14 protein-coding genes are annotated in these 11851 nt (G+C 70.3%); 8 read left to right on the forward strand and 6 right to left on the reverse strand.

Annotated elements, in window-relative coordinates; translation table 11 throughout:
* Positions 1–112: 112 nt before the first annotated feature.
* Entirely contained in the window at positions 113–1120 is a 1008-nt protein-coding gene (locus ACNI14_RS08735; RefSeq protein ID WP_420519610.1) for an App1 family protein phosphatidate phosphatase, read from the forward strand.
* 34 nt (positions 1121–1154) lie between these two features.
* Here the strand turns inward: ACNI14_RS08735 and ACNI14_RS08740 are convergent, their stop codons facing one another.
* The 3 genes from ACNI14_RS08740 to ACNI14_RS08750 all read right to left on the reverse strand — a co-directional run bounded on the left by ACNI14_RS08740 (position 1155) and on the right by ACNI14_RS08750 (position 3462).
* Entirely contained in the window at positions 1155–2141 is a 987-nt protein-coding gene (locus ACNI14_RS08740) for an MsnO8 family LLM class oxidoreductase (protein WP_420519611.1), read from the reverse strand.
* Between the two features lie 65 nt (positions 2142–2206).
* Positions 2207–2407, reverse strand: a complete 201-nt coding sequence (locus ACNI14_RS08745; protein ID WP_420519612.1) for a CDGSH iron-sulfur domain-containing protein — start codon at positions 2405–2407, stop codon at positions 2207–2209.
* A complete protein-coding gene (locus ACNI14_RS08750) occupies positions 2404–3462 on the reverse strand; it encodes an iron-containing redox enzyme family protein (protein WP_420519614.1) in 1059 nt (352 codons plus the stop codon). The genes ACNI14_RS08745 and ACNI14_RS08750 overlap by 4 nt, the downstream gene beginning before the upstream one ends.
* Before the next feature lie 191 nt (positions 3463–3653).
* On the opposite strand from ACNI14_RS08750, the gene ACNI14_RS08755 reads away from it, so the two are divergent.
* Positions 3654–4157 carry a GAF domain-containing protein gene (locus tag ACNI14_RS08755; RefSeq protein ID WP_420519615.1) on the forward strand — a complete coding sequence of 168 codons (504 nt, stop codon included), beginning with the start codon at positions 3654–3656 and terminating at the stop codon, positions 4155–4157.
* A 31-nt stretch (positions 4158–4188) separates the two neighbouring features.
* Here the strand turns inward: ACNI14_RS08755 and ACNI14_RS08760 are convergent, their stop codons facing one another.
* Positions 4189–5028 (reverse strand): SDR family oxidoreductase, encoded by an 840-nt coding sequence (locus ACNI14_RS08760; RefSeq protein WP_420519616.1) that lies wholly within the window; start codon positions 5026–5028, stop codon positions 4189–4191.
* Positions 5025–5801 (reverse strand): enoyl-CoA hydratase/isomerase family protein, encoded by a 777-nt coding sequence (locus ACNI14_RS08765; protein ID WP_420519617.1) that lies wholly within the window; start codon positions 5799–5801, stop codon positions 5025–5027. The genes ACNI14_RS08760 and ACNI14_RS08765 overlap by 4 nt, the downstream gene beginning before the upstream one ends.
* 309 nt (positions 5802–6110) lie before the next feature.
* Here ACNI14_RS08765 and ACNI14_RS08770 point away from each other — a divergent pair, with 309 nt between their 5' ends.
* The 6 genes from ACNI14_RS08770 (at position 6111) to ACNI14_RS08795 (ending at position 11385) form a co-directional block, all read left to right on the forward strand.
* Complete coding sequence (locus ACNI14_RS08770) at positions 6111–6542, forward strand: isochorismatase family protein (RefSeq protein WP_420519618.1); 432 nt, start codon at positions 6111–6113, stop codon at positions 6540–6542.
* A complete protein-coding gene (locus ACNI14_RS08775) occupies positions 6535–7908 on the forward strand; it encodes a nicotinate phosphoribosyltransferase (RefSeq protein WP_420519619.1) in 1374 nt (457 codons plus the stop codon). The genes ACNI14_RS08770 and ACNI14_RS08775 overlap by 8 nt, the downstream gene beginning before the upstream one ends.
* A gap of 100 nt (positions 7909–8008) precedes the next feature.
* Positions 8009–8560 carry a PadR family transcriptional regulator gene (locus ACNI14_RS08780; protein ID WP_420519620.1) on the forward strand — a complete coding sequence of 184 codons (552 nt, stop codon included), beginning with the start codon at positions 8009–8011 and terminating at the stop codon, positions 8558–8560.
* A gap of 38 nt (positions 8561–8598) precedes the next feature.
* Positions 8599–10278: an ABC1 kinase family protein gene (locus ACNI14_RS08785; protein WP_420519621.1), complete on the forward strand. Its 1680-nt coding sequence runs from the start codon at positions 8599–8601 to the stop codon at positions 10276–10278.
* Between the two features lie 52 nt (positions 10279–10330).
* Entirely contained in the window at positions 10331–10687 is a 357-nt protein-coding gene (locus ACNI14_RS08790) for a DUF2200 domain-containing protein (protein ID WP_420519623.1), read from the forward strand.
* A gap of 98 nt (positions 10688–10785) precedes the next feature.
* Complete coding sequence (locus ACNI14_RS08795) at positions 10786–11385, forward strand: thymidine kinase (protein WP_420519624.1); 600 nt, start codon at positions 10786–10788, stop codon at positions 11383–11385.
* Between the two features lie 12 nt (positions 11386–11397).
* Here ACNI14_RS08795 and ACNI14_RS08800 read toward each other — a convergent pair whose 3' ends face one another.
* Positions 11398–11835 carry a DUF1801 domain-containing protein gene (locus ACNI14_RS08800; protein ID WP_420519625.1) on the reverse strand — a complete coding sequence of 146 codons (438 nt, stop codon included), beginning with the start codon at positions 11833–11835 and terminating at the stop codon, positions 11398–11400.
* Positions 11836–11851 lie beyond the last annotated feature (16 nt).

Below are 11851 nucleotides of genomic sequence, written 5' to 3' on the forward strand. Positions count from 1 at the left end.
ACCGACCGCTCCAGGAGGCACTCCGCCCCCGAGTTCTGGGCGCGATGCCCCGATGACGCGACCGGGCGCATAGCGTGTACCAATGTCGTCGAACAGCGTGCCCAGGAGCCGCGTGAACGCCCGAGCGATCGCGGCCGCCTACCGCGCGGAGACGGGCATCCGCGATTGGACGTCGCGGCGAGCGGCAGGACGGGGCTGGAGCCCGGCGGTGATTCCGTACGTCGGCTATTCGAGCGGCGACTCCGCGCGGGTGCTCGGTCGGGTGGTCACCGCCCCGCCGTCGTTCGATCCCGCCGTGCGACGAGGAGTGCGGGCGTGGAGGCACCTGTTCACACTGGAACGTCCCGGCACCGACGTGGAGATCACGTTGGGCGAGACCACTGTCAGCGCCACGAGTGACGAGGCGGGGATCGTTGATGTCCACATGGCGTTGGAACGGCCCCTTCCGCTCGGCACGGCGACGGCACGGATGCACGTGCCCGGCCGCACACCGGTTCCGGCCCGCGTCCACGTGATCAGCGCGGACCCGGTCCGCGGCGTGATCTGCGACATCGACGACACTGCGTGGATCACCGGTCTGGCCCATCCGTTTCGCGCGGCGTGGCGGACGCTGCGCGGGACGGGGGCCTCGCGCACGTCGGTGCCAGGCATGCCGGCACTCGTGCGGGCCGCCGTCGGCACCCAGCCGAATCCCGCCGTCGCATACGTGAGCAACGGCCCCTGGAACTTCGTCGGCCCGGTGTCGCACTTCCTCGAGCTGCAGAGGTTTCCCTCCGGGACGCTGCTGATGACCGACTGGGGAGTGACCCCCACGCGGTGGTTCCGCGACGGGAAGCTGCACAAGCAGACGTCGATCGCGCGCCTCATGGAGGACCTTCCCCATGTGACCTGGGTGCTCGTCGGGGACGATGGAGAGCACGACCCAGAGATCTACGCCGACGCCGCGAGGGAGCACGCCGGTCGCGTCGCGGCCATCGTGCTGCGCCGCGCGGGTCTCAAGAGGGAGGGCGAGGATAGGGAACTGGCGCACGGCGTGCCACTGATACGTGGCGACGACGGCGACGAACTCCTGCCGCTGCTGCGCGAGGTGCTGCCCGGCGGGGGGATCCTCGAGAGCTGACTCGTCACGGCTGTGCCGCGAGCGATCGCAGCCCTCACGGGCTTGTCGATGACGCGGCGTGCAGGGACGCGAGCAAGCGGTCCGTCCGCTCGGTGTCGGATCTGTCGTACGTGCTGACATTCGCGAGGATCTCCGAGGCTCCGGTGCGATCGCACAGCTCCGTGAGGGCCGCCGCTACCTGCTCGGGAGTCCCTGCGGCGGCAGCGTCGACCCACGAGCGCACCGCGCGCACCTTTCTGCTGCTGCGTTCCGCCTCGAGCAGCGCTATCACGTCGCCCACGGGGCGCAGCGGCCGGAACTCGCCCACGTCCCGGGTGTCAGCGAAGGCCCAGGCCTCCGGCAGCAGGAGTGCGCGTGCGTGCTCCTCATCGTCGGCGACGGAGACGTCGACGTTCGCGATCAGATACGGCTCCGCGAGCTCCGCGCTCGGACGGAAGTTCTCGACGTAGGCGCTCACCGCATCGGCGTCGTGCAGCGCTGGACCGCCGATCACGGCCGGGAGGCCGCGGGCGGCGGCGAGTGCCAGCCCATCCTTGACCGCGAGTACGAACACTGGGGGCGCCGCGACGCGCGGCCGGGCCGTGACGTCAGCCGCTCCACCTAGAAAGGCACGCACCTCGTCCAGATCCGCGGCGTACTCGCCGGGCGCGAGCTCCGTGCGGCGGAGCGCGCGCCGCACCGGCGCGGTGAATCCCAGCGAGCCTCCGAGCCCGAGGTCGATGCGGCCGGGGTAGAGCGCCTCCAACAGCAGCGCCTGCTCGGCGATCACCAGTGGGCTGTGGTGGGGCACCATGACTCCGCCCGTGCCCACGCGGATGCGCTCCGTGCGGGCGGCGATCGTGGAGGCGAGCACCGTGGGCGCCGCGCTGGCGATGCCCGGCACGGCATGATGCTCGGCGGTCCAGAAGCGGTGGAGGCCCAGCGAATCGGCGCGCACCGCGCGCTCTACCGTCGTGGTCACCGCTCGCGCGTCGCTCTCGCCCACGCGCGTGCGCGAGCGATCAAGAAGGGAGACCCGCATCGTGCCGTCAGCTTCTCCGTGCGGCGCAGCGACGGCCGGTGCCCCGAGCAGCGGCCGAGCGCGCGTCACTCATCAGTGCGGAAGTGGGAGAGCTTGTGCGTGCCGTCGCAGAACGGCTTGATCGCGGACAGTCCGCACCGGCACAGCGCCACGGTCTGGCGACGGACCACGATCTCTTCCCCGTCGGCGTTCCTGAGGTCCACGGCACCCCGCACCAGGAGCGGGCCGTCCGGATAGGCGGTGATCGAGGGGCGGTCGTCCTTCATCGGCGCGCACCCGTGCACAGCGAGGACTCCCCGCGCCCCCACGCGTCCATCATGTGCTGCTCGAGCCAGCCGTCGACGGCCAGGCACGCGGCGGCACCGAACATGATGTCCGCCAGCAGCTCCGGTCTGTCCTCGGCGAGGGCTCCGGCAAGGTCTCGACCCGCGATCTGCTCGTGCACCGCGTCGGCCTCGACGTGCTCGTCGAAGTACCCGGCGACCTCGTCCCCGTGGCCGAGTCGGCGAAAGCCGTCGGCGTAGTGTCGGCTGGGGATCGACGACGACATCTCGAAGGCCGCCAAGTGCCCGACGATCGCCCCGACCAGGCGCCTGTTGATGCCGAACATCGACATCGTGTTGTGGGAGGTCAGCGTCAGCGCGGGCACCTGGTCCAGGTAGGCGCCGTAGGAGTCGTCGAGCCCCATCGCGCGCATGGTCCCGGCGAACATGGCGGCGTGCATGCGATCGGGCCGCCCGCCCCCGTACTCGTCCGCCTGAATCTCGACGAGAGCGGCCTGAGCGCGACCGTGCAGGCGCGGGATCGCCCATGAGTGCGGGTCTGCCTCGCGCAAGGTATAGATCGATCGCTGCACCAGGAACTCCCTTGCCTGCTCCTCGGTGGCCCGCTTGGCCAGATGGCGAGACAGGCTCGGGCCAGGCGAGGGTGCGGTCAGGGCGAAGAGCGCCCTCGCGACGGCATCCTGCGTGGGCTCGGGGAGTTCCGGAACCGTCACCGCGGATCGCAGGGCCGATTCGAGGGCGGCTTCCAGGACGCGCCGCGTCGCGAGCAGCTGGGGGTCCCACTCCAGGTCCGCGGAGAACTGCTCGATCGACCCATACGACGAGGCGTAGAGGGCGAAGAGCGCGAGCGCGATGTCATCGTCACGGAAGACGTCGGCGGTTGCCTCGACAGCCTTGCTCGCGAGATCCGTGTGGTCGTCGAACGCGTCTGACCCCGCCAGGTGGAGCAGCACCGCGTCGCTCACGGGACCGCGCTCGGCCAACGGCAGGCTGACGGCCTCGGCGGCGCTCGTGCGGGACACGGCGGTGGTGGACATGGCGTTCTCCGATGCGTAGGCCACGGGACGATGAGATCCCACTGACGATGACGGTGAAACGCGGCGTGGGTGCTCGATATTTCTCCGCATCCGGCGGATTGCCGCACGCGCGCAGCCCCGCCGCCCCGGCGAAGGGGGACGGCGCCGCCCGCTCCGGGAAGGCGGGACCGCGCCGGGGCGTTGTCACCGGCATGCCAGAAGAGCCGGCCTCCGCCCCGGTGTATCGCGCTCCGATGCGCTCGCGCCGGGTCGACGTGCCCGAGGGCGCTGGGGTGGAACGGGCGCTGAGCGCACGCGTGTGTGGCTTCGGCGGCGCCCTCGACCCTCCTCCCGAGAACCTCGAGGACGCCCTCGAGAAGGCCGTCTCTCAGCACGACGACCGGCTGGCGAGGCGCATTCGCCGATTCGCAGATGCGCCCGACGGGGCATTCGTGTGGACTCGCGATGCCGATGGGCTGTACTGGATGGGCCGTCTCGCGGGTGACTGGCGCTACGACTCGAGTGAGGGCGCGGCTCGCGTGGACCTCCTGCACGTCAGGCCATGCGCGTGGCTGACATCACCGATCGCCGATGCGCGGGTTCCGTCGGACGTCCTCGCCACCTTCGCGCGCGGTGGGTTGAATTGGCAGCGCACCCACTCGCGGTCAGCGGAACTCGACAGCGCGCGCGTCTGGCAGGCGGTGGGAGACCGGTGATGACGTGCGCGTCGGAGCACAGCCCGGTGGCTCAGCCGAGGAAGACGTCGGGATAGAGGTCCTCGTCTGGTGTGCCCGGCACCGCCGCGTAGCCCGAGAAGTCGGTCACGCCAGCCGCCTCGAGAACGTCCTCGACGATCAGGCTCTGACCGGACAGTTCGCCTGCCGGTGACGTGATCACCTCGTATGCGGCGTCGGCGTAGATCTCAGGAGTGCGGCTGCGGCGCATGAGCTTGTCACCGCCCAGCAGGTTCTGCACGGCCGCCGTCGCGATCGTGGTGCGCGGCCACAGGGTGTTGGCGGCCACTCCACGCTTGGCGAACTCGGCCGCGAGCCCAAGCGTCGCCATCGTCATGCCGTACTTCGAGAGGGTGTAGCCCGTGTGGGCGCCCAGCCATCGCGGGCTCGGGTTCAGCGGGGGAGACAGCGACAGGATGTGCGGGTTCACGGAGTCGAGGAGGTGCGGGACCGCGGCGCGCGACAGCATGAGGGTGCCACGCACGTTGACGTCCTGCATGAGGTCGTAGCTCTTCGCGGGCAGCGTCGTGGACCGGGACAGGTCGATGACGCTCGCGTTGTTGACCACCACGTCGATGCCGCCGAACGACCGGACGGTCTCGTCGACCGCGCGTGCGATGTCCTCGTCGCTGCGCACGTCGCCCACGACCGCCAGCGCTCGTCCGCCCGCCGCGCGGACGGCGTCGGCCGCTGTGTGCACCGTTCCCTCCAGCTTGGGGTGAGGGCTGTCGGTCTTGGCGAGCATCGCGACGTTGGCGCCGTCGCGAGCCGCGCGAAGCGCGATCGCCAGGCCGATGCCGCGGCTGCCGCCGGACATCAGGACCGTCATGCCCTCGAGGCTGCGCGCGGTCATCGCGCGCCGCCTCGCGCAGCGCTGGCGGCGGCGAAGGCGGCGATGCGTCGGCGCGCCTCCTCGCCATCGAAGGCCTGGCCGATGCTGCCGGCCTCATCGTCCAGGCTGTCGGCGAATGGGCGATGGGCAGAGGCTCGTACGAGTCGCTTGGCTTGGCCCAGCGCACCCGCGGCGGCGCCGGCCCACTGCCGCGCGATCTCCAGGGCGCGGGCGTCGGGGTCCGCCGCCACCTCGGCGACCGCGCCCCATGAGAGCGCCTCGTCGGCGTCGAGCTCGCGCGGTGTGAGCAGCAGCGTGAGCGCGCGGCGCTCGCCTACCGCTCTCGCCAGCAGGGTGCTCACTCCCAGGTCTGGGGTGAGGCCGATGTCGGCATACCTGCCGGCGACCCGCAGGTCCTCGCCGGCGACCACGTGGTCCCCGGCGAGCATGAGCCCGATCCCGCCGCCGGCGACCGCCCCTCGCGCCGCGACCACCACGGGGATCGCGGAGCCCGTGAGCGCAGCCAGCCCCTCGTGGATCACGCGGGCGCCGGCGGTGACCTCGGAGCCCGCGACCCCGGCTCCCGCCATCGCGAGCACGTCGCCCCCCGCGCAGAATGCCGGGCCCTCCGCGGTGACGAGGATCGCGCGCGTCTCAGGGGAGGACACCGCCGTCACGCACGCGTCGCGGTACTGCTTGCCCATCTCGAAGTCGAAGGCGTTCAGGCGCGACGGCCGGTCGAAGGTGAGATGCGCGACGCCGTCGTCGGTGTCGAGCCGGATGAACTGTGTCACGGTCACTCCTCGGGACTCGTCGTCGAGTCGTCTCGTTCATGGTGCCACAGCGGGGTTCCGCACGATGGGCGCGGAGGGATGCGGCCCGTGGACTCTGATCGACCGGCCTATGGTGGTGACACACAGAGAACAGCCGCGTGATCGGGAGGTGGGCAGCATGACTGAGTACGATCCGACGACTGCACTCATCGTGGTCGACATCCAGCACGACTTCGCATCTCCAGAGGGGTCGCTCTCGGTGTCGGGAGGCGTCGATGTGGTGGCCGCCGCGAACCGTGAGATCGCGAGCGCCGTCGAGGCCGGCGCCCCGTGGTGTACACCCGCGACTGGCACCCCGAATCGACGCCGCACTTCGCGAAGGACGGCGGGGAGTGGCCGGTGCACTGCGTGCAGCACACTCCAGGCGCCGCGTACCATCCGGAGCTGCGGCTGGTCGACGGCGCGTTCGAGGTGCGCAAGGGCACCGGCAGCGAGGACGGCTACTCGGGCTTCAGCGAACGCGACGCGGGCACGGGCGAAGAGTCGGTGACCGACCTGGACGGCCACCTCAAGGGCCTGGGCGTGACGAGCGTCGCGGTGGTGGGGCTGGCCACCGACTACTGCGTCCGCGCGACGGCTCTGGATGCCGTCAAGCTGGGCTACGACACCACCGTCGTGTCGGGAGCGGTCGCCGCCGTTGACGCGCAGGGCGGGGAGCGCGCTCTCGCGGAGATCGCCGAGGCCGGGGGCCGCGTTGAGTGACACCCCGCTGCAGGGCGCCGCCGCCAGCGCTCTGCTCACGGATCAATACGAGTTGACGATGGCCGCGAGCTATCTGTCGCAATCGATGACCGAGACTGCGACCTTCGACCTGTTCGTGCGCAGTCTGCCTCCCGAGCGCCGGTTCCTCGTGGCTGCCGGGCTCGCCGATGTGCTCGCCTACCTCGAACAGGTGCGCTTCACCGAGAGCGATCGTGCCTACCTGCGGTCGCTCGGCACCTTCGACGAGCCGTTCCTCGAGTACCTGGAGGGGTTCTCGTTCACAGGCGAAGTGTGGGCGATTCCGGAAGGTGAGGTGTGCTTCCCGGGAGAACCGCTGCTGCGGATATCGGCGCCGCTGATCGAGGCCCAGGTGGTCGAGACGGCGCTGCTCACGACGGTGGCGCACCAGACCGCGATCGCGTCGAAGGCCGCCCGGGTGGCCTTGGCGAGCGGGCGCCGCGCGTTCGTGGACTTCGCGGCGCGCAGGGCTCACGGGCCGAGCGCCGCGGTGCGGGGCGCCCGTGCGGCGTATCTCGCCGGCGCGGCGGGGACCAGCAACGTCCTGGCGGGAAAGACCTACGACATCCCCCTCAGCGGCACGATGGCGCATTCCTATGTGATGGCTTTCGACGACGAGCGTGAGGCCTTCCGAACGTTCGCACGCGACTTCCCCTCCTCGGCGGTGCTGCTGATCGATACCTACGACACGATCGAGGGCGCGCGCCGGGCCGTCGAGGTGGCGCGCGACCTTGCGGACGAGGGCGTCACGATCAAGGGGGTGCGGCTCGACTCCGGCGATCTCGGCGACCTCTCCATGCGCGTGCGCACGATCCTCGATGACGGGGGGCTGGCGGACGCCCAGATCATCGCGAGCGGCGATCTCGACGAGCACCGCATCGCTCAGCTGATCGCGCAGGGTGCGCCGATCGACTCGTTCGGCGTCGGAACCCAGATGGGGGTCAGCGCGGACGCGCCGTCGTTGGGGGCGGTGTACAAACTGGTCGAGTACGACTCGCGACCAGTGGTGAAGATGTCGGCGGACAAGGCGACGCTGCCGGGACGCAAGCAGGTATGGCGCGAGGAGCGGGCCGGCACTCTCGTCGGCGACGCCGTGGGCCTCGAGCACGAGGCGGGGCATCCCGGGAGGCCGTTGCTGGTGCGGGTCATGGCCGACGGCCGGCGTCTCGAGGCCGAGGGCTCGCTCGCCGATGCGCGGGCTCGCTGCGCGCGTTCGCTCGCCTCGCTGCCTGCGGACCTGCGCGAGTTCCGGCCCGTGGCCGCCGAGTCGCCGGTGAGCACCACGCAGGAGCTCGATGCCCTGGTGCGGAGAGTGCGCGAGGACCGTGCGGAGGGCGCGGCGGTGTGACGGATGCGGTGTGGACGCGCTTGCCACGCACGGGCGTTCGTGTGAAGATAGCGATATATCGCTCGCTATCGCTAGCGCGTCAACGACACAGGAGGTCAGCATGACCGGCACCAACCGACACAGTCGCTCCAACTTCAACCCAGGACAGGCGGCGGACGCCATGTGGGACGCGATGGAGCAGATGCGCTCGTCCGTCGAACGAAAGGTGGGCACCCGCATGGGTCGCGGGGACGTGCGAGCCGCGGTGCTCGCGCTCCTCACCGAACAGCCCATGCACGGCTACCAGATCATCCGTGAGATCTCCGAACGCACCGGAGGGCGGTGGAAGCCCAGCGCCGGCTCCGTGTACCCCACGCTCCAGCTTCTCGCCGACGAGGGAGTGGTGCGTGCCGAGACCACCCAGGACCGCAAGACCTACTCGCTGACCGAGGCCGGCCAGGAAGAGGCCGCCGCGGCCGCCGCATCGGCCCCGTGGGAGGAGCAGTCCGACTGCGAGGACAGCAGGTTCGGCAAGGTCTCCAAGGCTGGACTGGACCTCGCTCAGGCCGTCTCACAGGTGGCCCGCACCGGGTCTCACTCGCAGCAGGACCAGGCCGTGGAGGCGCTCCAGGACGCTCGGCGTAGGATCTACTCGATCCTCGCGCAGGACTGACGGGGTTGCCGTCGGCCCGTCGGGATCAAGGAGAGCTGATGCCCGACGACGTACTCGACCGCGCGCGCTACCGCCGGATCCTGCGCTTCGCCGCGTGGAACCTGATGGTCACGTGGTGGTACGAGATCCTCCTGCCACTCATCGGTCTGTCTCGCGTCGCCGAGCGCACGCGCACCAAGCGCATGCAGCGCTTCGCGCGGCGCTTCAGGGTGCTCGCGGTCGAGCTCGGCGGGCTGATGATCAAGCTCGGCCAGTTCATGTCCTCGCGGTTGGACGTGCTGCCTCCCGAGATCACCAAGGAGCTCGAGGACCTGCAGGACGAGGTGCCGCCGGTGCCGTTCTCCGCCATCCGCGCGCTCGCCGAGGAGGAGCTCGGGGTGCCGCTCGAGAGGGTGTTCGAGCACGTCGAGGAGGCCCCGCTGGCCTCCGCCTCGCTCGGTCAGGCCCACCGCGCGCGGCTCATGGAACGCGACGCCACCGATGCCGGCTTCGCGGACGTGGTCATCAAGGTCCAGCGACCCGGCATCGGCGCGATCGTCGCGGTGGACCTCGCCGCCCTGCGCAAGGTGGGCGGCTGGTTGAGCCGCGTTCGCCTGGTCAACACGCGGGTCGACATGCCCGCGCTGGTCGAGGAGTTCGGTGAGGTCAGCCTCGAGGAGATCGACTATCTCCACGAGGGCCAGAGCGCAGAGACCTTCGCCGAGAACTTCGCGGAGGACCCCCGCATCCGCGTGCCCGACGTCGTGTGGGAGCGCACCTCCAGGCGCGTGCTGACCCTCGAGGACGTCACGGCCATCAAGATCACGGATCACGCGGCGCTGCGCGCGGCCGGCGTCGATCCCGCGGAGGTCGCGCCGGTCTTCGCCGAGGTGATGTTCGACCAGCTGTTCCTCCACAGCTTCTTCCACGCCGACCCGCACCCGGGCAATCTCTTCATCGCCCCGAAGGCCGATGCGGGGGACGGGCCGGACTGGCGCCTCACCTTCGTGGACTTCGGGATGATGGGTCACGTCCCGCCGAACCTGCGCGGCTCACTGCGGGCGCTGATCATTGCGGCGGCATCGAGGGACGGCAAGGGCATGGTGGCCGCCATGAGCGAGGCGGGCGTGCTGCTTCCGAACGCCGACACCGTCGAGCTCGAGCGCGTCATGAGTCACGTCTTCGAGAGGTTCGGGGGCATGGGCTTCGCAGAGCTTCGCGAGCTCGATCCCAAGCAGTTCCGGGACTTCGCACTCGAGTTCAGCGACGTCATCCTCACCCTGCCGTTCCAGCTTCCCGAGGACTTCCTGCTGGTGATGCGTGCCGTGTCTCTCACGTCAGGGGTGTGCAGCGCTCTCCACCCCCAGTACAACCTGTGGGACTCCGTCGAGCCCTATGCGCAGACTCTGCTGCGCGCCGAGGGCACCAACTTCGCGGGCGACTTCGCCCGCGAGGGGATGGAGATGCTGGCGCTCGCATGGCGGCTGCCCAAGCGGATCGACGGGGTGCTGACCAGGGCAGAGGACGGCAACCTGCCGCTCACCGCCCCCAAGCTCGAATCGGCCGTGACGCGTCTCGAACAGACGGCCCGCCGCGGCGTGTCCGCCCTGGTCTTCGCCGGTCTGCTGGTGGGCGGCGCCGTGGTGAGGCCCGAGGAGCCCGGACTGAGCACCGCCCTGATGATCGCATCGGCCGTTCCGCTGCTGCATGCGGTGCTGAGCGGGCGCTCGCGCCGCTAGGCGCGGCGGCGGACGGGCCGGGATATCCTCGAGGTGAGGGAGGGAGGCCGGCATGTCCGAGCACCGCATCTACGGGATGAGCTTCGCGAGCATCTATCCGCATTACGTGACGAAGGTGGAGCGCAAGGGGCACACCAAGGACGAGCTGGACCAGGTGATCACCTGGCTCACGGGCTATGACAGCGCGGGGCTCGAACGGGTGATCGAATCGGGTGCCGACATGCGCACGTTCTTCGCCGAGGCTCCCGCCATGAACCCCTCGGCCGAGCTCATCACCGGCGTGATCTGCGGCGTGCGAGTCGAGCACATCGAGGACCCGCTCATGAAGCAGATCCGGTGGATGGACAAGCTGGTGGATGAAGTGGCGCGCGGCAAGAAGATGACGTCGATTCTGCGCACACCCGCGTGAGGCGCGGCGGCCTGCGGGCCGGCGCCCGGTAGCGTTCTGCCTAGACGGATGACCCGGCCGCCGTGCCGGTCCACGACCGAACGACGACGAGGTTTCACGTGGCGAAGCTGTACTTCCGATACGGGGCGATGAACTCGTCCAAGTCCGCGCTGCTGCTCACCGCCGCATACAACTACGAGGAGCGCGACCAGCGCCCGGTCATCGTCAAGCCCGGCGTGGACACGAAGGCCGGCCGCGCGGTGTCGTCGCGAATCGGCGTCGAGCGCCCCGTGGACGTGCTGCTGCAGGATGGCGAATCCCTCGAGGCCGCGGTCGCGGCGCACGCGCCGCTGACCGACATCGACGCCATCTTCATCGACGAGGCCCAGTTCCTGACGCCGTCGCAGGTGGACGAGGCGTTCACCATCGCCGTCACCGGGGGAGTGCCGGTGCTGTGCTACGGCCTGCGCGGAGACTTCACCACCCGGTCCTTCCCCGGTTCGCTGCGCCTGCTGGAGATCGCCCACTCGATCGAGGAGCTCAAGACCATCTGTCGATGCGGCTCGAAGGCGATCTTCAATGCCAGGATCGTGGGCGGCGAGTTCGTGAGCCACGGCGCGCAGGTCGCCATCGACGGTCAGCACGCCGACTACGAGTCGCTGTGCGGGCGGTGCTACCTCGCGAAGGTCGGACCGCTGCGCGTGGGCGCCGAGGCCTAGGCGGCCGACCGCTCAGCCGACCGCCTGGGTGACGAGAGCGCGGATGCGATCGACCGCATCGGCCGTCAGGTCCGTGACGGCATAGGACGTGGGCCAGAATCCCTCCTGGTCCAGCGCCGCCTCGGCCGTGAATCCGAACGTCGAGAAGCGCTCCCCGTCGTCCGCGCCGCTGCGGAAGAAGCACACGACCTTGCCGCCGCGGGCGTACGCGGGCTGGCCATACCAGAGCTTGGGCCGCAGTTCAGGGGCGGCCTCGGTGACGATCGCGTGGATGCGTCCGGCCAGCGCGCGGTCGGGCTCGGACATCCCCTCGATCGTGGCGAGCACGTCCGCCTCCTGGGCAGCCGCCTTGTTGCCGCGGCCCCGCGAAGACTCCTCGCGCAGCTCCGCGGCCCGCTGCTTCATCGCGTCGCGTTCCGCCTGGGAGAATCCGGTGGATCGATCGGTCATGTCAGCGCGGTTCCTT

It is taken from the genome of Demequina pilifera (genome assembly GCF_048814985.1).
Taxonomy (GTDB): domain Bacteria; phylum Actinomycetota; class Actinomycetes; order Actinomycetales; family Demequinaceae; genus Demequina.